This is a genomic window from Metabacillus sp. YM-086, from assembly GCF_048059995.1.
Taxonomy (GTDB): domain Bacteria; phylum Bacillota; class Bacilli; order Bacillales; family Bacillaceae; genus Metabacillus; species Metabacillus litoralis_B.
In genome coordinates this window covers 1-24,636 of sequence record NZ_JBLUOI010000073.1, presented here as the reverse complement: position 1 = coordinate 24,636, position 24,636 = coordinate 1, and the positions used below count along the sequence as shown (strand labels likewise).

29 protein-coding genes and 1 pseudogene are annotated in these 24,636 nt (G+C 32.3%); 26 read left to right on the top strand and 4 right to left on the bottom strand.

Annotation, left to right across the window (positions count from 1 at the left end):
- The 3 genes and pseudogenes from ACEWK1_RS22455 to ACEWK1_RS22445 form a co-directional block, all read left to right on the top strand.
- A pseudogene (locus ACEWK1_RS22455) lies at window positions 1-265 on the top strand (hypothetical protein); the annotation flags it as partial.
- A gap of 200 nt (window positions 266-465) precedes the next feature.
- Entirely contained in the window at window positions 466-1,191 is a 726-nt protein-coding gene (locus ACEWK1_RS22450) for an alpha/beta fold hydrolase (RefSeq protein ID WP_212137911.1), read from the top strand.
- Window positions 1,192-1,413: 222 nt separating this feature from the next.
- Window positions 1,414-1,974 carry an NUDIX hydrolase gene (locus ACEWK1_RS22445; RefSeq protein WP_212137913.1) on the top strand — a complete coding sequence of 187 codons (561 nt, stop codon included), beginning with the start codon at window positions 1,414-1,416 and terminating at the stop codon, window positions 1,972-1,974.
- A 218-nt stretch (window positions 1,975-2,192) separates the two neighbouring features.
- Here ACEWK1_RS22445 and ACEWK1_RS22440 read toward each other — a convergent pair whose 3' ends face one another.
- Window positions 2,193-2,384, bottom strand: a complete 192-nt coding sequence (locus ACEWK1_RS22440; protein WP_098797053.1) for a hypothetical protein — start codon at window positions 2,382-2,384, stop codon at window positions 2,193-2,195.
- Between the two features lie 386 nt (window positions 2,385-2,770).
- On the opposite strand from ACEWK1_RS22440, the gene ACEWK1_RS22435 reads away from it, so the two are divergent.
- From ACEWK1_RS22435 to ACEWK1_RS22370, 14 genes are all read left to right on the top strand, one after another.
- The gene (locus ACEWK1_RS22435) at window positions 2,771-3,154 is read left to right on the top strand and encodes a hypothetical protein (RefSeq protein WP_212137915.1); all 384 of its coding nucleotides are present in this window, start codon (window positions 2,771-2,773) and stop codon (window positions 3,152-3,154) included.
- A gap of 234 nt (window positions 3,155-3,388) precedes the next feature.
- A complete protein-coding gene (locus ACEWK1_RS22430; RefSeq protein ID WP_098797055.1) occupies window positions 3,389-3,637 on the top strand; it encodes a hypothetical protein in 249 nt (82 codons plus the stop codon).
- A gap of 94 nt (window positions 3,638-3,731) precedes the next feature.
- Window positions 3,732-4,538 (top strand): RNA ligase family protein, encoded by an 807-nt coding sequence (locus ACEWK1_RS22425; protein WP_251406750.1) that lies wholly within the window; start codon window positions 3,732-3,734, stop codon window positions 4,536-4,538.
- Between the two features lie 223 nt (window positions 4,539-4,761).
- Window positions 4,762-5,091 carry a hypothetical protein gene (locus ACEWK1_RS22420; RefSeq protein ID WP_141549703.1) on the top strand — a complete coding sequence of 110 codons (330 nt, stop codon included), beginning with the start codon at window positions 4,762-4,764 and terminating at the stop codon, window positions 5,089-5,091.
- The gene (locus ACEWK1_RS22415; RefSeq protein ID WP_212137917.1) at window positions 5,091-5,678 is read left to right on the top strand and encodes a hypothetical protein; all 588 of its coding nucleotides are present in this window, start codon (window positions 5,091-5,093) and stop codon (window positions 5,676-5,678) included. Before ACEWK1_RS22420 ends, ACEWK1_RS22415 begins: the two co-directional genes overlap by 1 nt.
- Entirely contained in the window at window positions 5,641-6,807 is a 1,167-nt protein-coding gene (locus ACEWK1_RS22410) for a hypothetical protein (RefSeq protein WP_212137919.1), read from the top strand. The genes ACEWK1_RS22415 and ACEWK1_RS22410 overlap by 38 nt, the downstream gene beginning before the upstream one ends.
- A gap of 55 nt (window positions 6,808-6,862) precedes the next feature.
- On the top strand, window positions 6,863-7,270 hold the full coding sequence (locus tag ACEWK1_RS22405; RefSeq protein WP_098798160.1) for a hypothetical protein: 408 nt from the start codon (window positions 6,863-6,865) through the stop codon (window positions 7,268-7,270).
- Window positions 7,267-7,938, top strand: coding sequence for a hypothetical protein (locus tag ACEWK1_RS22400; RefSeq protein ID WP_212137921.1), 672 nt, complete (start codon window positions 7,267-7,269; stop codon window positions 7,936-7,938). The genes ACEWK1_RS22405 and ACEWK1_RS22400 overlap by 4 nt, the downstream gene beginning before the upstream one ends.
- 1 nt (window position 7,939) lies before the next feature.
- Window positions 7,940-8,821 carry a ThiF family adenylyltransferase gene (locus ACEWK1_RS22395; RefSeq protein WP_098798162.1) on the top strand — a complete coding sequence of 294 codons (882 nt, stop codon included), beginning with the start codon at window positions 7,940-7,942 and terminating at the stop codon, window positions 8,819-8,821.
- A gap of 206 nt (window positions 8,822-9,027) precedes the next feature.
- Window positions 9,028-9,657, top strand: coding sequence for a hypothetical protein (locus ACEWK1_RS22390; protein ID WP_098798163.1), 630 nt, complete (start codon window positions 9,028-9,030; stop codon window positions 9,655-9,657).
- A 161-nt stretch (window positions 9,658-9,818) separates the two neighbouring features.
- Complete coding sequence (locus ACEWK1_RS22385) at window positions 9,819-10,601, top strand: hypothetical protein (protein WP_212137923.1); 783 nt, start codon at window positions 9,819-9,821, stop codon at window positions 10,599-10,601.
- Window positions 10,602-10,855: 254 nt separating this feature from the next.
- Window positions 10,856-11,257, top strand: coding sequence for a hypothetical protein (locus ACEWK1_RS22380; protein ID WP_098798165.1), 402 nt, complete (start codon window positions 10,856-10,858; stop codon window positions 11,255-11,257).
- A 33-nt stretch (window positions 11,258-11,290) separates the two neighbouring features.
- Window positions 11,291-11,749 (top strand): hypothetical protein, encoded by a 459-nt coding sequence (locus ACEWK1_RS22375; protein WP_098798166.1) that lies wholly within the window; start codon window positions 11,291-11,293, stop codon window positions 11,747-11,749.
- A gap of 466 nt (window positions 11,750-12,215) precedes the next feature.
- On the top strand, window positions 12,216-12,710 hold the full coding sequence (locus ACEWK1_RS22370) for a hypothetical protein (protein ID WP_098798168.1): 495 nt from the start codon (window positions 12,216-12,218) through the stop codon (window positions 12,708-12,710).
- A gap of 280 nt (window positions 12,711-12,990) precedes the next feature.
- On the opposite strand, the gene ACEWK1_RS22365 is transcribed toward ACEWK1_RS22370, so the two are convergent.
- Complete coding sequence (locus ACEWK1_RS22365; protein ID WP_176551127.1) at window positions 12,991-13,140, bottom strand: hypothetical protein; 150 nt, start codon at window positions 13,138-13,140, stop codon at window positions 12,991-12,993.
- 564 nt (window positions 13,141-13,704) lie between these two features.
- Between ACEWK1_RS22365 and ACEWK1_RS22360 the strand changes: the two genes are divergently transcribed.
- The gene (locus ACEWK1_RS22360; protein ID WP_098798169.1) at window positions 13,705-14,082 is read left to right on the top strand and encodes a hypothetical protein; all 378 of its coding nucleotides are present in this window, start codon (window positions 13,705-13,707) and stop codon (window positions 14,080-14,082) included.
- 76 nt (window positions 14,083-14,158) lie between these two features.
- On the opposite strand, the gene ACEWK1_RS22355 is transcribed toward ACEWK1_RS22360, so the two are convergent.
- Window positions 14,159-17,125, bottom strand: coding sequence for a Tn3 family transposase (locus ACEWK1_RS22355; RefSeq protein WP_212137927.1), 2,967 nt, complete (start codon window positions 17,123-17,125; stop codon window positions 14,159-14,161).
- 147 nt (window positions 17,126-17,272) lie between these two features.
- Here ACEWK1_RS22355 and ACEWK1_RS22350 point away from each other — a divergent pair, with 147 nt between their 5' ends.
- Window positions 17,273-17,854, top strand: coding sequence for a recombinase family protein (locus ACEWK1_RS22350; RefSeq protein WP_212137929.1), 582 nt, complete (start codon window positions 17,273-17,275; stop codon window positions 17,852-17,854).
- 299 nt (window positions 17,855-18,153) lie between these two features.
- On the opposite strand, the gene ACEWK1_RS22345 is transcribed toward ACEWK1_RS22350, so the two are convergent.
- Window positions 18,154-19,089 (bottom strand): bile acid:sodium symporter family protein, encoded by a 936-nt coding sequence (locus tag ACEWK1_RS22345; RefSeq protein WP_176551085.1) that lies wholly within the window; start codon window positions 19,087-19,089, stop codon window positions 18,154-18,156.
- Between the two features lie 192 nt (window positions 19,090-19,281).
- On the opposite strand from ACEWK1_RS22345, the gene ACEWK1_RS22340 reads away from it, so the two are divergent.
- From ACEWK1_RS22340 to ACEWK1_RS22310, 7 genes are all read left to right on the top strand, one after another.
- The gene (locus tag ACEWK1_RS22340; protein ID WP_098797460.1) at window positions 19,282-19,830 is read left to right on the top strand and encodes a bifunctional transcriptional activator/DNA repair enzyme AdaA; all 549 of its coding nucleotides are present in this window, start codon (window positions 19,282-19,284) and stop codon (window positions 19,828-19,830) included.
- Window positions 19,831-20,094: 264 nt separating this feature from the next.
- Entirely contained in the window at window positions 20,095-20,976 is an 882-nt protein-coding gene (locus ACEWK1_RS22335; RefSeq protein WP_098797461.1) for a hypothetical protein, read from the top strand.
- Between the two features lies 1 nt (window position 20,977).
- Complete coding sequence (locus ACEWK1_RS22330; protein ID WP_231309830.1) at window positions 20,978-21,178, top strand: DUF2187 family protein; 201 nt, start codon at window positions 20,978-20,980, stop codon at window positions 21,176-21,178.
- A 26-nt stretch (window positions 21,179-21,204) separates the two neighbouring features.
- Window positions 21,205-21,387: an aspartyl-phosphate phosphatase Spo0E family protein gene (locus ACEWK1_RS22325; protein ID WP_176551086.1), complete on the top strand. Its 183-nt coding sequence runs from the start codon at window positions 21,205-21,207 to the stop codon at window positions 21,385-21,387.
- A gap of 105 nt (window positions 21,388-21,492) precedes the next feature.
- Window positions 21,493-23,025, top strand: coding sequence for a transglutaminase domain-containing protein (locus tag ACEWK1_RS22320; protein ID WP_212137931.1), 1,533 nt, complete (start codon window positions 21,493-21,495; stop codon window positions 23,023-23,025).
- A gap of 206 nt (window positions 23,026-23,231) precedes the next feature.
- Window positions 23,232-24,068: an abortive infection family protein gene (locus ACEWK1_RS22315; protein ID WP_098797021.1), complete on the top strand. Its 837-nt coding sequence runs from the start codon at window positions 23,232-23,234 to the stop codon at window positions 24,066-24,068.
- Window positions 24,069-24,274: 206 nt separating this feature from the next.
- The coding region (locus tag ACEWK1_RS22310) for a hypothetical protein (protein ID WP_416636665.1) at window positions 24,275-24,636 on the top strand (362 nt) is incomplete at its 3' end.

The following is a 24,636-nucleotide window of genomic DNA, read 5'->3' as shown; positions in this document are numbered from 1 at the left end:
TTATGCGATTTGTTACTTTAATAACTTAATCTTTAAGACAGAAGAGATTGACATAAGGAGATTGAAAAATAAAAAAGTAAAAAAGAATGTCTCAATTCCATATTTTAACATTAATGAAAGCGCAACTCTTTTCACAATTGAGCATGATGGAGCTGGCTTTTATATCTTTTCAAATGAAGAGAAGTACTCATCAATAGAAAGACTTATATGTCAATTACCAAAGAAGACAGTGATTACTCAAATTAATGATAATCCTATTGAATAATAGAAAATGTTTACTAAGGAAAAAGAGAGTTTTTATACTAAAAAATATCAACTATCTTCAGCAATAAAAGCGCTGTTCTTGAAACAAGGAAAGGTGCTTATTTCAGTTTAAGGCAGATTGTCTAATAAGGAAGAACAATATCTGTTAAAATTAGGAAAGGTTAAATGGTTTTGAGTACATTAGTTAAAGAGAGGTAGTAAATGATTAAAGAGATGCTTATAAAAATAAATGATTTTCATTTATATGCTAAATTGGTTGGTAAAAATAATGGAAAGCCTACAATAGTAATGGATGCTGGGTATGGTGATTATTCAAAGGCGTGGGATTCAGTTATATCGGAACTTTCATTGCTAACAGATGTTTTAATTTATGATAGAGCAGGGCTTGGGAAAAGTGCATTAAGTTCTAGACCAAGAACGAGCAGAGAAATGATTAAAGAATTAAGAGAACTAGTTAAAAGAACAAAGATCAAACTCCCTTTTATCTTAGTTGGTCATTCATTTGGTGGAGTTAATGCAAGAATGTATGCAACTGAATATACTAATGATGTTTGTGGACTAATATTAGTTGATTCTACACCTGAAGATTATAGAGAGAGATTTCTTCCAACGATGTCTGATGAGTTTCAGGAAGCATATAATAAACAATTTGTTCATGAAGGTAATTATGATGAATTTATGGAAAGTTTAAAACAATTAAAGGAATCTAGAAGTTTATTAAATGTGCCATTAAGTGTCCTTTCAGCTGGTAAAAAGGCACATTATACAAAGGAATCGCAAGAATTATGGAATGAGATGCAAAGGGAAATTCTAGATATATCTTCAAACGGGGAGTTAATTATTGCTGAAAATTCTGCACATTATATACAAAATGATGAACCAGAGGTTATAGTTGATGCAGTAAAAAGGTTACTTAGCAACTTTTAAGGGGGATATATTTAATTAAGTTATTACTTTATTAAGTACTTCCTATAAAGTAAATCTTCCACAAACAAAGCGCTATAGTTTAACAGTAAAGCTGTTACGGCAGCTCCTTTCTTTATTGAACTAAAGAAGCAGTTTAGTTGAACAAAGAGTAACCAACATTATTCGAGAATATGTAATGATACAGGTTGATTAAATCAGAAACAGTAATAGTGGAGGGGTATTATGGATAAATGGAAAACATTAAAATCAGAGTATATACATAAAAGTCCATTTGGGAATATAAGAAAAGATAAATGCAAGCTACCAAATGAAATTGTGATTGACGATTATTATGTAAATGAATATTCTGATTGGGTAAATGCAGTAGTAATTACAAAGGAAAAACAAATTGTTCTTGTTGAACAGTATCGTTATGCAGGAAAAGACTTTTTCTTAGAAGTTCCTGCTGGGAAAAGAGAAGGAAATGAAACACATGAAGAAGGGTTAATTAGAGAAGTTAAGGAAGAAACAGGTTTTATTTCTTTGAAAAAACCAATTTTATTGGGTGAATTCATGGTTAATCCAGCCACACAAAATAATAAAGTAATAACTTATCTAATATTGGATGCATTTAAAGAGTTTGAACAAGACCTAGATGATACAGAAGAGATAAATGTTAAGTTAGTTGATTTTGAAGAAATGGGAAATTTAATAAAAACGAATAAGATAAATACACAACTTTTTACTGCAAATGCTTATTTTATGGCTAAAGTGTTTCTTACTGAAAATCTATTGAAGATTTAATATTACTTCTTCAAATAACGGGTGCGTTAATGAAATAACCATCTTCCGCAATCAAAGCGCGATTGTTGAGGATTGCAGACAGAAAATGATCAAATATTTTTATGAAAATTGTATAGTGCTTCATAGTGAATGGACCCGTTTTGATCAATCTTTTTTTCAAAACAGGTTCATTTAATTTGACGTAAAATGTGGATTTTCAGGGTGTTAATGATCAAATTTTATTTTAAAGCTACATCATCTTTTCCTACAAAGTAATACTTTTTATTAAATTCACAAATTTCGCTTTCACCTTCAGCAAAATCATCTGCCTCCGTAAAGAAAACGACAGCATCTTCTAGTAGTTCCGTGTTATAAATAATTACATATAAATTTTCCATACTAATTTCTTCTTCAAATACTAAAACATCCATATTGATTCCTCCATTACAATAATTAACACAAAAAAGCACCGTTGAAAAAGGGCATACCTATAGCCTCTTTCCCAACGGTGCTTCCGTGGATTATTGTGTGTTTTTTAGTTTTATAGATTGATTATACCTACATATTTCTAAAAGTACAAGCAAAAAAATGGCGAGAAATAACACGTTTATTGTGGTTTTAAAAAGTTCGTCCTTATGGTGTAGCTTCAGGAAAATGCGGATTTACAAATATAAGTAATGTACAGATACAAGCTATGCTACTCTTGTTACGCTAGGAAAATAGATTGTTTACAACGATACACTTTACATAGTAGCCAAAACCCATTAAAATTTATATTCATGATAGCCAAAACCCACAATATTAAGGAGGTATTATAATGCCAAGAGTTTATTTGGGTGGTTTAAATTACAGTGATATTGTTGAAAAGATAGGGTCAGATACAGTAGGATTCGATTATACTGCTGCACTAAATGAACTTATTAAAGAAACAAATGAAAGAGATGACGGAGAATTTACACTTGTGATGTTAGATTCATTCTCCAAACAATGTATCTCTACAGTTGAAAAGGGCTACTTACAACCGTCCACTTTAAGAGCGAAACTTGGTAAACTTTATAATTCAGTTGTCGAAAAAGATAAGAATAAAGCTAATAAGGATAAAGTTCTTCCAGGTGTTGAAAGGGCTAGAAATGATAATGGAGATTTGAAATTTATATCTAGAACTGCTGTTTATGTTAAGAATTCTATAAAACAAAAGTAGAATGCAGTAATACTAAAACAGCCTACATTAAAACTAATAAAGAGCATGCTTTGATCAATCTTTGTTCAAAACATGCTCTTTATTAACTTTTATATCAAGATTATAGACTCGATTCTATCAAACCTTATTTAAAAGTAAATTATTCTTTGTGGAAGTATTAGGTACTTTTTCATACGTCTTTCGCTTTGTAGTAATATATAACTATATTAATTGAGAAAAAGTAGGTAGATATTAATGGATAATATATTAATTGATATAAAAGATAGTGTATTTGAAAGCAAAGATGAAGCAAGTTTGTACGTGATAAAAGATGTGAATAAACATGGGGATGTATTTATATTCACTATACCGGAGTATTCATTTTCATGGGTTGTTAAGAGTGAAGATGATTTAGAATCATTGAAGTCTTACAGAATTCTAAATAGCGTGGAAATAAAAGAGAAATTAATTAATGAAATGAAAAAAGCAATTAAAAAACTCTAGAGGTTTAACATCGGTGGATATTTCCTTTTCTGCCTCGAAACTACTAGTTACATCATTTTAAGTTTCTAATAACATGTAATAAGAGGTGGTTTATATGATAAGCCCGATGTTACTAGAAAAGGCAATTGAGCCGATTAACGATAATACTTATTTGACAGAATTGAAACTTGATGGGATAAGGCTCATTTGGACTAAATTTAATGATAAGGTTCGTTTATATACACGTCACAATACAGAAGTTACATTTAGATTTAAAGAGCTGCATGATCTAGATATGCCAAACGGTACTATACTCGATGGTGAGCTTATCGTCCCCGGTGATGACGGTAAACCAGAATTTGAGTTAATGATGGAGAGGTTCCAATCCTCTAAAAGTAATCATTTTATTCAGTATTGTGTGTTCGATATCATTCAGTACAATGACCAGAATGTAACGTCCCTTCCTCTTTTAGAAAGAAAAGAATTACTTTCAAAAGTTGTTACACCTATAGAACATGTAGTGTTGGGGCAATTTATTCAAGGGCATGCAGTAGAGTATTTTGATTTAGTAAAAGAAAGAGATTTAGAAGGAATAGTTATTAAGAAGGCGGATAGCCCATATGAACTGAATAAGCGCAGTAAAACATGGATAAAGGTGATTAATTATCAATATGAAAATATCTATCTCACAGCTTTAAAAAAGGGTGAGTTTGGAGTTAACTTGGCATTTGAGGATGGATCTTATGCTGGGCTAATGGAATTCATGCCAACTGACGAAAGAAAGAAACTCTATCAAACAATGAGAAAAGTATCTGAAACTGAAAAATACATTAGGATAGAGCCAATTAAATGCCAGGTGAAATATCGAAATTTAACACGTTCAGGATTATTGCGAATTCCATCTTTTCATCAATGGTTATAAAAAAAGTCAGACCTATTATTTTACTAATCTCCCTTAATCTCTCTGAACTAATTGCTTTTAAGACAGATTCTTGATAAATTTAATATATAGTTATTTTTTCTTGCTCTTATGAGCCTTAATTTTTGAAGCATTCAAGCCCTATGGGTGGTATTTTTTCTTTTTGAAGGAAAAGTCTGCCTATAGGGCTTTTTGTATGCAAAAAACAGTTAAAAGGAGGATTTTTTTGAGATTACAAAGGTTTGTTTCTTCAATAGGGGAAAGTTCAGTACCGGAAGATATCCACGCTCAAAATACTAGGAAAATTCGACTGATTTCTTTAATGTTATACGACAAAGAAAAAGTTGGAGAAGTAGATTTTGATTCTTTTACTCTTGATGATCTTGTATTAGCAAGAGAGGAAATTATTGATTATAACTCTGACGAGTTCGATGAAGGACAAGTCGACTTCTTTCCTAATGCTGAAAATGGATTATATCATGTGAATCGATTAGCTCATATATCTAAAAAAGTTAAATCAATTCAATCCATTAGGAAAAAGAGGAGGTTTTTTTAGTGGCTAAGTCAGCTTATCTATCTAATGAATGGTTAATGGCTGCTTATAGCACTGCAGATAATTTATTAGTAGCCAAATTAATGCATGATGAAGGAGTTCCACTAGCACCGGAATTAACATTTTTTGTAGATTATCACTCCTACAAATTTTCGTTATTTTGGGTCGCGCTAGGTGAACTCTTTTTTTATGAAAAAGTAAGCGAAGGTAATAATGGAAGTACGGATGGAGAGTATCTCATTACCTGCAAGGAGCTGTCTGAAATATACAAGATTAAAGAGCTGCTAAAAGGGACTAAGGATTATTTTATGTTCTGGGAAGAGTGTACTAATCTTGTTGATTTTCTTGATGTATCAGCGGAATTATTCGAACTGTCTATTAAAGGCGAGTTTACAGACAATGGACTTCTTCTGAAATTCGTAGGAGATCCTTATTACTCTGAATTTTTTACACTGTTGCAAGGTATTTTTGAATTTAAACAATATCTAATTCTATTTCTAAATACCTGGAAGGACAAGATTAATACAATTTCTAATTTAGGAGGAAATAAATATGACTCAAACAGTCAACGAAGTTCACATTCAGCTTAAGGAGCATGGGGCTGTAGTGAATAACTTATGGAATGGTATGTCTGTTAGTAGGAACTATATCTCACCTACAGATTTAGCACTATCGATGTTAGATATTTTGGAGGATAGCGAAATTATTAGGCATTTGTTATCAACAAATACCTTGGTTGAATTATTTACTCCATATCTTGAAGCGGATAGCTGGGATACTGGTGAACATGAAGAAGATCTTATTCAGATTATAGACATGATAACCGGAAATGTACCCGATTATGGAGAGAAAGCAGTTAAGTTATTGTTTACTCAACTTAGTAGTCGCTTTAATCCTATGGAGCTTTCTGTTCAAGAAACCAATAAGATTTTAAAAGTATTTATAGATAAATTTAGTAGGACCAACTTTAGTGGAGAGTATGAGTACACTCTATTAATTGATCTCTTCTGTAAGATACTTGAGAAAGTCAATTTACTCGGAGATCGTTCGGTTCCTTTCTTATCGCCGATTTTAAGGAAGATATATCAGCAAGCTAACTTTCTAGATGATAAGGAAATAATAAATAGTCTATTTGAGGTGACAGCTTCTAAAGCTGATAAAAGTGCAGTATTACGTGTATTAGAGCCGTATATCAAGAAAGAAAGAGTATGTTCAAGCCCATTGCTCCCGAAAAATTGTTTTATCTATCAAGAAATGTTGGATGGGACAGTTTTAGTTGGAATAGAGGTTGAAGCTCAACGATTTGATGTTAAGTATCATCGTAGGGATTTCAAACAAGTAGGGCATCCAAACATGCTTTTTTTATTTAAAATACGTGGTCAAGAGGTATTGATGTCGCAATTAGTGTGTATAAAAGATAAATTACTTAAGCCAACAACTCAATTATATCGTTACCCATTCAGTAACGTATTTAAAAGTTTGTCATGCTGTTGGCCAGATTTGCAGTCCTATAAGGTTAAGGATTTATCAATGGTAGGTACACTTCCATATGCTTTTATAAATTCCCCAAATAATGATCATGCGTACTTTGGTGAGAATTTAGGAGAGAAGTTTTATTTTCTACAAGATAATGATTTTAATCATGAAGATCTAACTCCAATTGAAGATGGTTTAACCCTTTCTGATTGGCTAGAGTTACAGAAGTTTGAAAAGAAGTAACTGTCTTTTTTCTAATGAATTAAGAATATAATACACATTTTAGGAGGATAAAAAAATGTTTGAAAATCAATTAAGTCTATTTGGTGAGAATGTTAAGTTTATTAATAAAGAGGAAGATAAGAGTAATGAAAAGCAACAGGCAAAAAAGGAAGATAAAAAGTCGAATAAGAAAGAAGTCGTTTCTTCAGCAAGTGATAAAAAAGAATCGAAGAAGTCAGTTGCAGCTAAGACTCAAAAGGTCTTTGAAAATATTAAAGAAGATTGGACTATCCATTATTATTCTAATACTTTCCAAGTTACAGAGTTTGTAAATGATATACCGGAGAGTGGTATTTCCACTGAGCAATTGAGAGAAGAAATGGCTAAAGAATTCTTTGAAATGAGTAGGGATCGTACTTTTTGGGATATTGATAAAGAGAATAAACGACTGTTTCCTCGTATTACAGGAGGAGCAAAAGGATGATGAAAAAAGGAATTCACACTTACAGCTGGTCATTAACTGATCTACTAAAAGAGGGATTAACACCTTTTAATATTGTTGCCTCTAAAGACGGACGTTTATATGAAATTAGAAAGAGTGAGTTTGGGACGATGTCTGTTCCAGTTCAGTCTCTTCAGCGATTAGAAGAAGTACCTACAGGATTTCAAATGGATTTACCAAAGATACCAGGATACTTGTTAGAGCGGGTTGTAACATTCTTTCGTGATTACTGTTTAGAATTTGATTATGAAGTAATGGTTCAATTTTTTTGGAACAAAGAACTAGAAAGTTATGAGGTTAGATGCCCGATTCAATCCGTTTCTAAAGTAGAAGTTTCTTTCACGGAGTCTATATATTCAGAGGACCTTGTAGAAGTACTTCAAATTCATTCACATAATTCAATGCCTGCTTACTTTTCACCTACTGATAATTATGATGAAAAGAGATTTTTTATCTATGGTGTTATAGGAAACTTGCATACACATAAACCTTCAAAGGTGTTAAGAGTAGGTTTTAATGGATTCTATTATGAATTGGAATATGATCAAATTTTTACAGATTTTGATATTACAAGATATAGAGAATATCCTCTTGAATGGAAAGACAATGTTTCATTTACAAGCCAAATTAATGGAAAGGAAGAAAGATAATATGGAATCTTTACATATTTTAGAACCAGGAAGAGAGAAAATATATTTTGATATTGTACAAGTAGGAGCTGGCGCCAATGGCGGCCAGTTCTTTCGTTCATTATGTCAGGATATTGCAACTCACTTTAGATCCTTTAATGAAGATAATCAGGACGTTACTTTCGGGGTAAACATGCTTTTGTGCGATGCTGATCGCTATGAAGATCACAATTTGTCAAATCAATTGTGTACTCAAGAAGATATTGGTGAATTTAAAGTGGATGCGTTAAAAGAACGGTATGAAGAAGTTTACGGATTAAGTATCGGTAGCATTCCACGATATGTAAAAACGAAAGAAATGATTGACCAATTATTCTCAGATAAAGGTATCTCAGATAAATATCAAACAGTAAAAATTTTAGTGGGAATGATTGATAATAATAAAACAAGACAATTGTTTCATGATTATTTTTACTCTGATGATATTGAAAATCTAATTTGGATTGATGCTGGAGTCACAGGGGTTAATATTTCTTCTAGTGATAGCAAAGTTATTAGGGAAAGCGGATTTAGTGGGCAAGTTGTAGTAGGTTTTAAATATAGAGGAAGAGTGATATTGAAACCCGTTACAGATGTCTTTCCAGAAATGCTGGAAGATGCTAAAAGTTCGTTTCCTGACGAGTCATGTGGGGAATTAATTATAAATAATCCACAACGAAGTGCTACAAATCGGATGGCTGCTACAATGGCTAATAATGTAATGAACAATTTATTTCACTCACAAAGGATATATAGTCACATAATAAACTTTAATGCTCAGACATGTATGAGCGGAGGAAGGACAGGCTTTATTACAGAAGAAGATATTAGTATGCTTGAAAATCTAAAATCAACTGAAGAATAGGGGCTTTCGCTCCTATTTTCCCCACTTAAACCACTATACTAACTTCAAATTAACGTTTTCAAAATTTGGAAATATTGATTAAAATATATTGCTATGATAAAGTAAGACTATATGACTATTTTTCCAGTAAAAGCACAATATATTATACATTTGTATGTGTTATATTAGATTTATTTAATAACTAAGAGGGGACGAAATTAAATGATATGCCAAACAATAGAATAAAAATTACTATTAATGTAAAAAACTCAACTAAATTAACATTAGAACAAGCACTTAACTACTTCCATAAACATGAGTTTATACAAATTTACGGTATACATAGATTAATTCCACTAAATACCCTTATTGAATTATTAAATATATCACGGTCCTCATTTGAGAGAACATTGTTTAAAAATGATTACTTTAAATATTATGAAATTACTGGAGAAAATTTACCGAGAAATAAATATTATGTAGATCAGAAAGACTTATTAGACTTTTTTGTTAATCATTGTAATTTGAACTTTAACAAGATTGTTTATAATGATAATGGAGATAAACTTGTACTTCATAGGCTTTCTAAAGGTTCTATATCAATAAAAGACAAAGAGTATTTAGCTGAATTATTATCTTCAGGTGCTTGGTTTTCTAGCAAGATGATGGAAGACAAATTTAATAGAACCAGAGCCATAATTTCTAGGTTATCTAATGTTATTGATTCCGTAACTTTTTCATTTCCACAGAGTAATCGTCATTTTAGACGCTATTTAATATATCAACCAGATGATTATTATCTTCATATCATAAAGAACTACGAAAAATTTACGAGGTTAATTAAAATTATTGAGTAATCTATAACATAATGCTATAATATTCCCATATGTTATTTATGTTTGCTCATTGAGCCTTTTGTTGAAGTTTTAAGCCCTATGGGTGGTATTTTTCCTTATTGGAGGAAGTATGCCCCATAGGGCTTTTTTGCGTTTATTAAATATAATGGAGGATTTTAAAAATGTTCATATCAATAGTTTTAACTCTATCAATTCTAGTATTGAGTTGTTCACTTTATTTGTTTTCTAAAAGTGCTGAGATTAGAGCCAAGACACGAACAGAGGCTCTGTATACTTTTCAGATTACAAAACAAAATGAGTCGATTCTTACTCAAATTAATAGGATAAGTGAAAGTAGTATACAGAGTGAACCATTACATAATCCTATAGACAACGTCGAAGACAGGTTAGTAATGGATGTACAAATTACAAATGATCAGGTAGAGCAAGAAGAACTATTATTAAATCCAGCAACTGAAATTACAAATGAAACATTACTAAGCATTGAAGATCTTAAAGAAGTAGAAATAGATAGTCTGTCGGCTGCATTTCTAGAAAAAGTTAATGCTAAGGAAGATATACACACTCTAGTTGACGCTGTGTCTGAGGAGGAAAAAACGACTCAAGGCAGTGTAGAGCTGGAATTACAAGAACAAGATACTAAAAATTCCTGGTTTAATTTTAAAGAGGTTGATTTATTCCTATGTGACCGACCTGAAAAGGGGCTCTATTATATTGCAGGAAGACTCATTGAAAAAATCGATGAATATACTGCTTTTATTGGAGATGGAACAGCTGACAGAATGTTTGAGCATCAAAAATTATCTTCTTATGAAGAGGGAGATATTATCATAGCTCAAATAAGTGTTAGTAATCATATATGGACAGTCTTAAATGTTTGGGGAATTGATGATGAGAGTACTTACTTAACACAAAATAGTTTAGGTAACACTCATGTATCTTGAGAAGCGGGGTTAAAAAGGGGTGAATGATCTCTTTTTACTCTCTCTGATAGGATTAGTGTTAATGGGTTTATAGTCCTATGAGAAAGGGTCATACTTACAAAAAATAAGTATTTTTTACTTGAAATACTTTACAAGCATACATATATACGTATAATTGTAAGAGAAACTTGAAAAAAATGTCGTTTTTGGAAATTGGAAAATGGGAATTTTGGAATAAATAAATATGTTAAATTTTCATATTGGAGGGAAAAGTTATGGCAAAAAATGATATTTATATTAGTAAAAATGAATTGATCGAACGTACTATGTTGTTGGTTGGAAATTATTTTGTTAGAGAGGCTCAAGACTTATGTAATGAAAAATCAGGGAATGGAAACTTAGAAATCATATTTGCCATGAAGCAAAACCCTAGATTAAATCATAGCTATAACGTAAAACCTGAAATAAGAAACGGTAGTCTACATATTTCCCATCCTACAAAGGAATATAACGAAAAGCTACTACGATTAAATAATGAGATTGTATATAGTATTGTAAGTATTTATATCTCTAGTAAAGCAATTGTTCAGGGGACAATTACCTTTATTTTTGAAAAGGGTAAAATAATAGATTGCAAGTTCAGCAGCTCATTTATTTATAGAGATCTAGAACGATAAATTTGTTAAATATTCATATTGGAGGGGAAAGTTATGGCAAAAAATGATATTTATACTAGTAAAAGTAAATTGATTGATCGTACAATGTTGTTGGTTGGAAATTATTTTGTTAGAGAGGCTCAAGACTTATGTAATGAAAAATCAGGGAATGGAAACTTAGAAATCATATTTGCCATGAAGCAAAACCCTAGATTAAATCATAGCTATAGCGTAAAACCTGAAATAAGAAACGGTAGTCTATATATTTCCCGTCCTACAAAGGAATATAATGAAAAGTTGCTAAGATTAAATAACGAGATTGTATATAGCATTGTAAGTAATTATATCTCTAGCAGAGCAATTGTTCAGGGAACAATTACCTTTATTTTTGAAAAAGGTAAAATAATAGATTGCAAGTTTAGCAGTTCTTTTATTTATAGAGATCTAGAACGTTTTGGAAAAGAAGCATTTGATTTAGAAATAGACTTTCCTGAAGAAGAAGACTTAGTATAAAGGTATAGGTGATTTTATGGAAGAAAATAAACCGCTAATACAATTTGAAGATGACACCATTCTTCCAAAGCTACCTTCTGATAGTAACATGAATGAATGGATGCTCGAATTCCTTTCATTTATACAGCAATGGGGGCTTATAGCCTGTGTAATTTTTTGTTTAATATGTTTGGTACAGGTCCAATATTTTAAAGCAAGAAAAAACCCACAGGCTTCAAGGTTTTGGAAGTTTATTGCGTGGGGGATGGCTTTCTTAACTGTATTCTGTGCCGTTTTTCCATATGTAGTGTTAAGGTTTTACTAGCGTTATCCACCATGCTCCGTAGAAGAACGGAGTTTTTTTATAACTATCAATTCACTTTTGTGAAAAAATGTCGACAATATTTAAGAAGGAAACTATAATAGAAAAAACATATTATACTATACGTATATATGTATAACAAATAGGTTAGGGAGGATAATACAAATGCCAACCGCTAAAATTATTCCGTTTCCAATAGATAAAGCAAATAAGATAGATACTGGTAGCCAAGTAAGTGTCTATGATCTGTTTCCAAAACAGGTAGTAGACGACTTTATGGAATATCACAGACAGTCTAGTGATTGGAGAAATCATGCACGAAAAAATACAATTTATGATGGATACCCTTGGGTTGCTCCATGTGATCCTGTAGTTGAAGGACTTGTTTGGTATACAGATGAGATGAAAGGATTTGGTGTCTGGGTCCTGAATAAATCAGGTGAGGAAATTCAACTAAATAAACAGTTTGATTTTGGCTGGAGCCCCTTTGTTAGAAAAAGTACTGCCCCACCTCATGAGCCTGTCCATATTCAATCCGTTGAGATTCGTAATTATCTCATATGGTATGTAGATGAAGACGGATATGGCCAGTATGGTATGTTACAAAAAGATGGGACAGTTTGGTTACCACAGGAAAAGCCAGCAAATTGGGAAAGTTAATATCGGTTTGTTTTTAATTCTGGAATATTGAACCTGTCATTACAAAATAGTGCCGTTTAAAGCATTGAATAAAAGACGTATGATGTGAAATAAGGAGTTTATTAAATTATGAATGACAGTTTAAGATTAATGATTTATTAGTCTATTAGGTATATTCGTTTGTGTGGTAGCTTTAATATTCTTAGGTTAGTTTAACTAACTTCAAATTATGCTTATATAGTTCAGTAAAGAACTAAAATGCGACATAAAGAAACTATTAACCAACGAACGGATAATAGCCTTATGAATCAAAATATAGTAATAAAAGTTCGTCGATTATTGATCTTAGTCTTTGGGCTTTAACAGATTGTTTGCCAGAAATACTACATACAAGTAGGTATTTGTTAATCGTTGGTTCTAAAAAGGGATGAATAAGAAAAGTTTTGTTCATTATTGCCTCCTATTAGAAAGATTTACTCAGTGAACAATCTATTCATCTTATTGAAAATTGTTCCGACTATCTAAAGACGTGAAATAAGGTGGCAGTTTATATAAGAGAAAATTACTTTGTTTTTCGCTTAATAGTCAGACATAAAAAAGCTATAACCCATCGATCAAGTAATAGCCCTTAAGGAGGTAAAGTGTGAACTATCTTGTGATGAGCAACTTTTCCAAGGTTACTCATCACCATGACCATGAAGATGATATTTCATTAGTAATATATTAAATAAATATGTTAATGAACTGGACAATTGTTGATTTGCGTCACAATTCGCTTAATTAACGACTATATTGTGATCTTCAAAATTCTTTATTGCCAACTCAACAGTTGAGATTCAGTTAATCTTACCAGGAGACATCTATTCTATATGAGATAGACACTACTACCTAACTCCAGAGTATGGTGTTATTCTTATAACAACTTAGTAGTAACTCCGAATAAATATCAAGAACCAGTTTACAAGGAGAATTATAAATCCCTTTAAAATAAAAACAATCTTTAGGAGTGATTTATTTGTTAAATTTAAATCTTGCACAGCAAAAGTTGGTTGAATATTACGGTAAAAATGTAAGAGAAAGCGTGATATTCATGAATCAGAAACAAGTTCAAATGTTAGTCGAAACAGATAAGTCCTATGACATTGTTTTAATTACAGATCACACCAATCTTCCGATTGGGAATGTCGATGTTCTTATACAACAAAAGATACTTAAAACAGGTGATACACTAGAAGAAATGACTGCCTTACTAACTTCTCTACATAACGAAATCGAAAAGGGCTATAGTCAAATCGAAACTAAGCTAAATGACGTTATAAAAGATATGAAAGTAGCCATTCAAGAGGGCAATAACTTATTACCCTTAACGAAGGATCGATTTAATCATGACTAGTAGGGGTAGCGTCAGGAAAATGCGGATTTACAACGATAAGCGTATTTTCCTGACGAATTCTCTATTTTTAACAACGTTAAGAAAGTTTCAATGGTCTTAAAGAATCTAACGAAACTATTTTCTCGGAGTTAAAATGGTATTCTCCTAATAAATTTATATGTTCCCAACCTAGAGGTGACATATGGTGCAATAATTCTTCATTTAAACTATCAAACCGTTTTTGATATTCAACTGCTTTTGTTAGATGTAAAGTATTCCAGATACTGATGGCATTGATGATTATGTTTAAGGCACTGGCTCTTTGTAATTGATGCTGTATGGTTCGTTCCCTAAGCTCTCCTTGCTTTCCGAAGAAAATAGCTCGTGCCAGTCCATTCATAGATTCTCCTTTATTCAATCCTCTTTGTATCTTTCTTCTTAAAGATTCATCTGAAATATAATTAAGAATAAAGATAGTTTTTTCTATTCGACCCATCTCACGTAAGGCTGTAGCTAGGCTGTTTTGTCTTGAATAAGACCCTAATTTCCCCATAATAAGGGATGCTGAAACTGTTCCTTCTCGTATAGAATGAGCTAATCGCAAAACATCCTCATAATTTTCTTTAATGACCTTTGTATTTATTTGTCCACGTAAAATGGCTTCTAATTTTGGATATTCACTTGCTTTATCTATTGTAAATAATTTTGAATCTGATAAATCTCTTATTCTTGGAGCAAATTTAAATCCTAATAAATGAGTCAGTCCGAATATTTGGGCAATATAACCGGCTGTGTCTGTATAATGCTCTTCTATGTTTAGCTCCGTCTCATGGTGCAACAAACCATCTAAAACATGAATCGCATCCCTAGAATTAGTATGAATAATCTTTGTGTAGTAAGAAGAGAATTGATCACTAGTAAAACGATAGATGGTTGCTCCTTTTCCAGTTCCATAATGTGGATTTGCATCTGCATGTAGTGATGAAACACCTAGCTGCATTCTCATACCATCCGATGAGGATGTTGTACCGTCGCCCCAATAGGAAGACAATTGTAATTTATGATGAAAATTAACTAATACTGCTTGTGCTCTATTCATGGCATCTTCATACATGCGCCATTGAGATACATTGGCTAGTTGCTTATATGTAAGTCCGGGTGTTGCTTCAGCCATCTTACTCAACCCAATATTCATTCCCATTCCTAAAAGGGCTGCCATAATAATAATCGTTTCTTCTTTATCCGGTTTTCGATTATTGGAAGCATGAGTAAATTGCTCATGGAATCCTGTTATATAAGCAATATCCATGAGTAAATCGGTTAATTTTATTCTTGGTAGCATCTGATACAGGCTTGCACTAAATTTTTTTGCTTCTTCCGGAACATCTTTTTCCAAACGTGCAATAGATATCTTTCCTTTTTCAAGAGAAACTCCGTCTAACTTATTAGAATTGGCAGCTAACCACTTTAACCTTTCATTAAGACTTTTGGTTCTCTCCGTCATATAATCTTCGAATGATAAACTAACTGATAATCTCGTATTCTCCTTCGCTTCATTCCATGTATCTTCTGAAAACAAATATTCCTCAAAATCTCTATATTGTCTGCTACCAACAATGGAAACATCTCCTGCCCGAACATGCTCCCGAAGTTCCGTTAAAACAGCCATTTCATAGTAATGACGATTTATTGTTGTACCATCATCCTCGTATAAATGCCTTTTCCAACGTTTTGAAATAAAATCCACTGGTGAGTCATCAGGTACTTTTCGCTTTCCAGATTCGTTCATTCCTCGGATAATCTCTACAGCTTGTAAAAGTGGCTCATTTGCCTTTGTAGAATGAAAATCTAATACTCTTAATAGCGTCGGCGTATATTTTCTAAGTGAATAAAAGCGTTTTTGCAGTAAGTCTAAATAATCATAGTCAGCAGGACGTGCAAGCTCCTGAGCTTCTACTACCGAAGAAACAAAAGAATTCCATTCAATAACAGATTCCAAAACCTCAAAAACATCTAATTTATCCTTTTTTGCTTTGATTAAAGCCTGTCCGATGTTCGTAAAGTGTATAACCTTCTCATTTAGCTTTTTACCGTTTTGTTTCTGAATTTCTTCTTGAGCCTTACGGCCTTTTGATAACAGACTTAGTATTTGTCTGTCATGAATTTCAAATGCCTTATCCGTTAACTCCTGAGTAAGATGTAATAAATAGACGGTTAATATCGAATATCGTTTATTTTCTTGAAAGTCACGGAATGCATAAGGCTCATATCTTGAACCTAAGCGAGATAGCTGTAACAGGCGATTGCGATGCAAATGACTAATTTGTACCGTTTCTAACTCCATTCCTCGTATGTACTCTAGTCGTTTTATTACTTTTAGAAATGTTTCGGGTGAAGGATGACCTGGTGGTTCCTTTAACCAACCCAATATCGTTTTATTGGATTCGGATGGATGCTGCGAAGTAATGACCTCTTCCAGCTTTTCTTTTTGCTTTTTTGTTAGAGATTGATTAACCATATTAAATAGCTTCTTTTCAGCCATTGCCCTTGCCTCCCACACCATTCTTTCAAGTGTAGTGAAAGCAGGTAATATGATTTTATTTTTTCTTAGAAAATCTATGCATTCATGTAGTAAATGTATGGCATCACCATTTTCCAAAGCTACTTGATGAAGATGCTTAAATGTCATTCGATATTCTTTTAGGGTAAAAGTTACAAAGTCGTATTCACTTCGAATTTCTTTCAAATGATCCCAAAGTGTATTTTCTCTTTGAGGATAAAGACTAATCGTGGATGGCGTGGCACCGATTTGTTTCGATATAAAATGTATGAAGGAATCTGGGATGCTTTTGATATGAGTGTATGGCCAGCCGGGATACCGAAGAACGGCCAATTGAACTGCGAACCCTAAACGATTTTCTTCTCTCCTTCGCTTATTTATAATTTCTAAATCTCGTTTGGAAAAAGTGTAGTAGGTTCCCAATATCCATTCATCTTCAGGGATTTGCATTAAAACAAGTCTCTGATCTGGTGTAAGTAATTCTCTACCTCTTGCAATTTTCATGTAGTCTCATCCCATTTCTGTAATTTTTCAGTTAATTAGTTTAATTATATATCAATAGAGTGTACTCTATTGATACAAGTATAGTAGACTGATAAAATCATAGTTAAGAGTGTTTCATAAGACTTGTCTCAAAAACGAGGTGAAATTTTGCAGAAAATCGGTTATATACGCGTCAGTTCGACTAGCCAAAATCCTTCAAGGCAATTTCAGCAATTGAACGAAATTGGAATGGATATTATTTATGAAGAAAAAATTTCAGGAGCCACAAAGGAGCGTGAACAACTTCAAAAAATGTTAGAGGATTTACAGGAAGGTGACATTATTTATGTTACAGATTTAACTCGGATCACTCGAAGTACGCAAGATTTATTTGAATTGATTGATTTAATACGAAATAAAAAGGCAAGCTTAAAATCACTTAAGGATACATGGCTAGATTTATCAGAAGATAATCCATACAGCCAATTCTTAATTACGGTAATGGCTGGTGTTAACCAATTAGAGCGAGACCTTATTCGTATGCGTCAGCGTGAAGGAATTGAGCTCGCAAAGAAAGAAGGGAAGTTTAAAGGACGGTTAAAGAAATATCATAAAAATCACGCAGGAATGAATTATGCAGTGAAGCTATATAAAGAAGGAAATATGACTGTAAAGCAAATTTGTGAAATTACAAACGTTTCTAGAGCTGCATTATATAGAGAGTTGGCAGAGGATAAGTTTATAAAATAGCTATCAGTAAGATATCATTATCCATCAAAGGTAAAATTATAGGTTTTTTGGGTTTATCCTACTATTAAAAAAGCAACGAATCCGAAGACCTCGTTGCGTAATCGTTTATATATTGTCAACATTTGTATTTATTCTTTCTTATAAAGGGTACCGCCACAATTTCGGAAAACTTTGTACGCTAGGCGAATTGCAACCTAATTAAGCTGATTTCCCTGTGCTTTTAAGAAACTGACTTTTTTTAATGGTTTGTTAAACTAAAGTAAGCTGTTACTTTCAATAGGCTGGCTGTTAATTTGACTTTAACCTTCAACTAGGGTATTTTTCCTATTTAATAAACGAACCACGAGTGGTGATGTTATCATTTGCAAAACAGCGTAGAATACAGCTGGGATAAGTATGATTTCTGGCAAGTCAGCTGTATATACTATTGCAGCAGCTATGCTAAATTCTTTTTTGCTGACTGTAAAAAGGACCGCAACTAAATCATCTTTATTTTTCACAATCGGTTTTGTAAGCAGGCCAATAAGATAACCAGCCATATTAAGCAAAAGTTGGGCAACGATGAGCAAGATAATCATCCCCATTGAAAACGAAAGAATCGATTCAGAACTGTCTGCTACAACGACAAAAACAAGAGCAATGTATATCAATGATGAAGAAAAAGAATAGACCGGTTCATACTTACTGATAGACGGGAATTTTGTTCGTATGAGAACAGCAAAAAACATAGGTAAAACGATGATTATAAATAGTTCCAATATCATTTCCTGAATGGGAATTTGAAATTCAATTCCAGTCAAAAGCAAAAGGAGTGGAGGTAGAATAAACGGCGATAACCCAGTAACTATACCATTCATTAATGATGCAAGTGCAACATTACCTTTCCCAAGATAAACTAATAATGGAGCTGAAACATCGGTTGGTAAGGAGCCGACAATCGTTTGTCCAATAGCAAGTTCTTCATCAAAAAAAAGTTCACCGATACCTAATCCGATAAGTGACATAGGAACGAATACTAAGAATATCGAGATGACTATTACCCTAGGTTTTTTTATTGCGTCCCTTAACATATTAAAATCAAAAGTGAGACTGATAAAAAACATGAGCAGGGCAAGCATCGGTGAAACCGTCACTTTCAATACTTCACCGATTTTTGGAAGAAATAAAGCGATAAATGTAGTAACAAGAACTAATGGTAATAAATTGTTTTCTACAACACGTAATCTTTCAAGCATTAAATTCTCTCCTCGTCTTTTCCTAGTAATCATATAGAGTGAAATAATTATTTTTACTGGAACACCCTTCATTTCTTTTAATCAAATAAGAGGTATTTGTGCACCCATACCTTTATTTATGTATTATAAGTAAAAATACAGGTTTTATCTTTCATATTCTTGACGTTTAATTAGAAAAAGAGAGGTGTAGGAATGGAAGAATTCCATTGGAAAGCTATAGAATCATGTAATCCGACGTATGATGGTCATTTTTTCTATGCATTAACGAGTACACTAATTTTTTGCCGTCCATCGTGTGCATCTAGAACTCCAAATAAAAAGAATGTTCAAATCTTTTACTCTGCCAAAGAAGCTGTGAATAGTGGGTATCGCCCCTGTAAACGATGTAAACCAGACTGTTTGGAATGGCAAGGAGCTAAAAATGAATTGACGATTCAAGTAAAAAAATACATTCTTAACCACTATGACGAAAAGTTAACATTATATCGTATAGCTAAGGAAATAAATGTAGATCCTTATCATCTACATCGCACATTTAAAGCAGTTACAGGCTATACACCATTACAATTTATGCACCAATCCCGGATTGAACAAGCAAAAGAGTTCTTATTAACAACAAATCAATCTACAACGGAGATTAGCTTTAAGGTTGGGTATAGCAGCCCTTCTCATTTTTCTAAGGTTTTTAAAGAAAAAACCGGACTTTCTCCCTCTTTTTTTCGTTCTAATTTTCACAACTGATTTTCACGTTTGTAGATGGCACCTTCTTATTAATGGAAGAAAAGGCAAATCCCGTCTTTCTCTTAAAAAGGGAGAAATCGGACTTTTTAGAATAAAAGACTCTTAACGTTGTAAATCCGCATTTTCCTGACGCTACCCCTAGTAGAATAAAATTCCTTAATATGGTATGCTATATAGAAATATAACCAATGGCGGAAGACGCAAATGAACCTGATAAAACACAGGTTTCGTTTGCGTCTTTTTATTTTTCAGGGAGGTATATTTATGCAAACCGCTCTTCTTCATAATGGGAATGCAGTAAACACTATAGAATATGACGAATCAATTCACGGGAGCAGGTTGTTCTGCATTGATAAAAACTGTCAGGCTCCGTTGATATATGTAGGCAAGTCTTCTACAATGAATGCTCATTTTAAGACAACTGGTAAAGGAGATTCACGGCATTTAAAAGGTTGTGGTTTTTATGAGAGACTCGATATCTTAGAATGCGTTAATAAAACAAAAGAATACCAGACACAGATGTCTGATAGTTTAAGTGAAACAATTATTAGACTCAGCATGAACCGAATAGATCCTGATTATCAAAGTAAGACAATAGAACGCGAAACAAAAGAAGAAAAAAATGAAGAAAAAAAAGTTAAATTGAAAAATGAAACAGAAACTCCTCAATCGATAAGCTCGGTAAAAGGAGAAGTAAAGCTACTTACGGAGTACGAACCAGATCTGCTTGCAACAATCCTCATTAATGTAGGAAATGGGCGAAAGATACCCATTTCTGAGTTAATCGTTAACCAGCAAGATGCACATCACCTCTTATGGTTAGATCGAACATTACCTAAAGTTGGTTATTTTGTATATGGTCTTATTGATAGAGTGATTAAGCGTGAGAAGGTAATGTACATTAACTTTAAGAAAGAAGATGATGTTCCTTTTACTATTGTTATCTTTCAAAAATATTGGAAAGAGTTCTCGTACACGGAAGAAGATTTAGTTGGGCAGCATGCACTAGTTTATGGCAATTTAAGAAAAAATGAATATGAAGGTAATCAAAAAACAGAAATGCTTATAAAAGGTGATAAGTACCTTGAAAAGTTTAAAACAAAGAAACAATTAAATAATATTAATACCACTAAAGAGGATGAGTAAAATGTGTGAATTTCTTATCGGAATCGATATTTCTTTTACCAGAAATAACGTTGATGTTATAGGTAGAGTTGTTAAGGCATATCCGAATACAGTGATTGTTGAAATTAGCCAGGATGATGCAGAAAAAATTGAGTCACCAAGCACATTAACGGTTGTAAATCACAAGAATTATAGAATTCTAACAAGTCCTATTGTCAATTAATAATCTATAAAGGAATGATGAGTGCTTTGGAAGAGGATCGTAATCATACTGTTCAGTCGATAAATTTATATATTGAAAAGAAGCGGAATGAAATGGTCGAAGCTGCAACAATACTAGGATTTTCTAACCCTCAAACACTTCGATTATCAGAGGAACTTGATATGGCAATTCTGTCAGTAATGAATAAAAGTATTAAAAAGGAAGTCTAGTGTGATACAGGCTTTCTTTTATTTTTCAGTAAAAAAATGTTGGGTATTTTTTACCATTAATATGTTAATATATTCTATAAATAATTAGATTTTTTGGGGGAAATCATGAAAAAAATAATGTTTTTAATTACCTTTTCCATTGTTTCACTGACTGGTATACCTGATATTACAGCAGCCAGTTCATCTACAACGTACATAAGCGCAAACAACCAAGGAAATAGACTAAAAGATTTAACGGAAGCTTTTAACAATAAGATTAATAAAGGTGATTTAATACTTATCGATAAAAGTTATGATAACTTTAGTTCGGAAATCAAAAAGACTGAAAGAGCAATCGGTAAAGTAAGTGGATCAGCAAATAGGAAATCCCTGAATGATAAGTATGTTACTCCTGCTAAAATAGCTAGAGAAAGAGTTATATATGAGGTTTCGCAGGTACGATTAATAAAAGATATTGAAAAATTAATTCAATATACAAATTATCGTTCTGCAATTGAATCAAGTAATAAATTAGATCGATTAAAAAGAAGAGCTTCAGAGATAAAATTAGCAGGAGGTTATAAAGCTCTTCCTCAACAAATTAATAATTTCTTAGTAAATAAAGAATCAAACATACAGCAAGTTATCAAAAATAAAACTTTCTCTGTGATTAAAGAAAGTGTATCTCCTCGAACAATTAGAATGAACGAAGTAATTGAGATAAAATTCACTGAAACACTAGGATATGTAGATGAATCAATGGTAGAAATTACAGATTCTAATGGTAAGAAATTCAATCCTACGTCAACCTGGTCAAGAGGTAACACCCTAATTATCAGCAATAACACATTTGAATTCGGTAAATCATATACACTATCTGTTTCAACTAATCTGTATTCAAATAATAATAAGATAATTAATGCGAAAGTTATTATGAAATTTCAAATAGTAAAAGAAACTGTAGATAAAACTATAATATACAATACTATCCTAAATTCCTTAAAGAACAGCGAAAAATCTATACAATTTGATAGTAACAATAAAGAATTAGTATGGAATACCTTTAAAGAAGTGCTTAAAGATCATCCAGAACTACTTTATATAGAATCTGATTTTATATGGAATAATGGACGAATAGAAGTAAATAATTCATATCTATTTACCTTATATGATGGAAAACAATCACACGAGCTTATAAAGAAAAAAAATGAAGTCATTAAGGAAATAATAGATCCTAATATGACTGATTATGAAAAAGTTCTAGCTATTCACGATTATGTCGTCAAAAACACAGTGTATGATTATTCAAATAATGTCCATTGGCAATCTAATTGGGCATATGGTGCCCTTGTAAACCAGACCGCTGTTTGCGGAGGATACACGAACGCTATGTATTATTTATTAAATGAAGTTGGAATAGAGAATATTGATGTTACTGGATCGGTTCGTGGAATTGGTCATGCATGGAACAAGGTGAAACTTGATGGTGTATGGTACAATTTAGATGCTACATGGGATGATGTTTCTAAAGTTCCAGATAGTTCAGTCAGGTATGACTATTTTCTAATATCAGATAATAAATTGGCGTTAGATCACACATGGGATAAAAGAGAGTACCCTGAAAGTTACGATACTCGATATGAAAACTTAATTAAATAATACAATTGAAGCTTCCTATATCTAATAGAGAAGCTTCTTTTTATAGCTAGATAAAATTTGAGCTGTGATAATTGTACTTTGAAATAAAGTTGAGTAGAAACATTTCTTTGGATATGATTATCTAAAGGGATCTGCTAAAATTACGAGCGCATCTAAATTGATAGATAGATAAAAAAAGATAAAATTTAGGGGAAATAGGTGGTTATGTGGTAACGAAAATTAATTTAACTGAAGACATAATTGTTGCTGTTTCTAAACTGATTGATGACTCAATGTCTAATAGAAGAGATCCAAGCCATTCTGATTTAGAATTTCAAATCAAGAAATATGGACTGGAACAAGGAGATCCAAAAGCTCAAGGTCAAACAGTTGGAAAAGCTAAGAGAGTTCGATATGTACTAAATTGGGCACTAGAATTCAACATAGATTCAGGGGAAAAATTATTGGTAGCTTTATTAAATTTGGTACGTGGAGTAGGAGGTTTTAGAAAGGGATCTTCAAATTATGTTGGGGAAGAAGAAATAATAAACTTACAGCAAATATTGAAGAATAGTGGCTATTATCTGGACGACACAGGAAATATAGGACACTTAATTTTAGATAATATAACTGAGTTTGAAATGGAAGAGGCCTTATGGAATTATGTTCGTAGAGCAAAAAAGGGACAAGAAGATGCAGCCTTACTTACAGGAACAAGTAAAGATTTATTGGAGGCTGTAGCAGCACATGTTCTAGTCAAATTATGGGGTACATATCCACAAACAGTAAACTTCCCAACATTATTGGGACAAGCTTTTGTTGCTTTGGGGTTAAAAACATCATTAGAAGAAATAGACCAAGCTAATCCAGTAAAGAAAGCTAAAATAAAAATGGAAACATCTTTATATCAATTAGGTTGTTCTATAAATTTGTTACGCAATAAAACAGGTACTGGACATGGTAGACCTTTTGTCCCTGAAATCCCTCATGAAGATGCGCGTTTAGCAATTGAAGGTATGGCTATAATTTCAGAATATCTATTAAATAAAATAAAAAATGATTAATCCTTATTCAAATGTATGGGTTTATAATTTTTAATAGATTAAGCTAACGGGTTAACTGGATTTCGAACAGTAAAAATCCCCATAATTGGTAACAATCTTTTGGTATATTTAGTATAATATTTATTTCTTCATTATATAAATTAATTTTAGGAGATGGTACAATTTGATCTGTTAGTAGAATATCATTATTAATGGGGGATCATGACATGTACAGCAAGACTTTCAACAAGATAGCTTTCTTTTCGGTTCTAGTTGTATTTATTTTTAGTATTTCGGTTGAGGCTTTTGCTTTAACAGGAAATGGTACGCAAGTACAACTTAGAAATGGGCATTTAGAAGTGAAAGAAGCTTATTTCTATGATACTAGTAAAGCTTTGATTAATGAGGGACAAGTAGATGATAGTGATATAGATCAATTTAATGTAACATTAAGAATCTATGATCATAATAAATTAAAGTGGGCTGAAGCTGGGGAAAAGGTTGATATCGTATTAAAAAATGAAAATGGAACAGTCTTATTCCAAAAAACGTTCTATACTAATAGTGCAGGGTATGTATATGGACATAT

Coding starts and splice junctions, on each gene's coding strand:
- ACEWK1_RS22395 (WP_098798162.1), top strand. CDS start 7,940: ATGGAATCTTTACATATTTTAGAACCAGGAAGAGAGAAAATATATTTT.
- ACEWK1_RS22335 (WP_098797461.1), top strand. CDS start 20,095: ATGCAAACCGCTCTTCTTCATAATGGGAATGCAGTAAACACTATAGAA.
- ACEWK1_RS22320 (WP_212137931.1), top strand. CDS start 21,493: ATGAAAAAAATAATGTTTTTAATTACCTTTTCCATTGTTTCACTGACT.
- ACEWK1_RS22330 (WP_231309830.1), top strand. CDS start 20,978: ATGTGTGAATTTCTTATCGGAATCGATATTTCTTTTACCAGAAATAAC.
- ACEWK1_RS22440 (WP_098797053.1), bottom strand. CDS start 2,384: ATGGATGTTTTAGTATTTGAAGAAGAAATTAGTATGGAAAATTTATAT.
- ACEWK1_RS22445 (WP_212137913.1), top strand. CDS start 1,414: ATGGATAAATGGAAAACATTAAAATCAGAGTATATACATAAAAGTCCA.
- ACEWK1_RS22370 (WP_098798168.1), top strand. CDS start 12,216: ATGCCAACCGCTAAAATTATTCCGTTTCCAATAGATAAAGCAAATAAG.
- ACEWK1_RS22425 (WP_251406750.1), top strand. CDS start 3,732: ATGATAAGCCCGATGTTACTAGAAAAGGCAATTGAGCCGATTAACGAT.
- ACEWK1_RS22375 (WP_098798166.1), top strand. CDS start 11,291: ATGGCAAAAAATGATATTTATACTAGTAAAAGTAAATTGATTGATCGT.
- ACEWK1_RS22430 (WP_098797055.1), top strand. CDS start 3,389: ATGGATAATATATTAATTGATATAAAAGATAGTGTATTTGAAAGCAAA.
- ACEWK1_RS22340 (WP_098797460.1), top strand. CDS start 19,282: ATGGAAGAATTCCATTGGAAAGCTATAGAATCATGTAATCCGACGTAT.
- ACEWK1_RS22385 (WP_212137923.1), top strand. CDS start 9,819: ATGTTCATATCAATAGTTTTAACTCTATCAATTCTAGTATTGAGTTGT.
- ACEWK1_RS22450 (WP_212137911.1), top strand. CDS start 466: ATGATTAAAGAGATGCTTATAAAAATAAATGATTTTCATTTATATGCT.
- ACEWK1_RS22365 (WP_176551127.1), bottom strand. CDS start 13,140: ATGAACAAAACTTTTCTTATTCATCCCTTTTTAGAACCAACGATTAAC.
- ACEWK1_RS22390 (WP_098798163.1), top strand. CDS start 9,028: ATGCCAAACAATAGAATAAAAATTACTATTAATGTAAAAAACTCAACT.
- ACEWK1_RS22405 (WP_098798160.1), top strand. CDS start 6,863: ATGTTTGAAAATCAATTAAGTCTATTTGGTGAGAATGTTAAGTTTATT.
- ACEWK1_RS22345 (WP_176551085.1), bottom strand. CDS start 19,089: ATGCTTGAAAGATTACGTGTTGTAGAAAACAATTTATTACCATTAGTT.
- ACEWK1_RS22355 (WP_212137927.1), bottom strand. CDS start 17,125: ATGAAAATTGCAAGAGGTAGAGAATTACTTACACCAGATCAGAGACTT.
- ACEWK1_RS22435 (WP_212137915.1), top strand. CDS start 2,771: ATGCCAAGAGTTTATTTGGGTGGTTTAAATTACAGTGATATTGTTGAA.
- ACEWK1_RS22400 (WP_212137921.1), top strand. CDS start 7,267: ATGATGAAAAAAGGAATTCACACTTACAGCTGGTCATTAACTGATCTA.
- ACEWK1_RS22410 (WP_212137919.1), top strand. CDS start 5,641: ATGACTCAAACAGTCAACGAAGTTCACATTCAGCTTAAGGAGCATGGG.
- ACEWK1_RS22380 (WP_098798165.1), top strand. CDS start 10,856: ATGGCAAAAAATGATATTTATATTAGTAAAAATGAATTGATCGAACGT.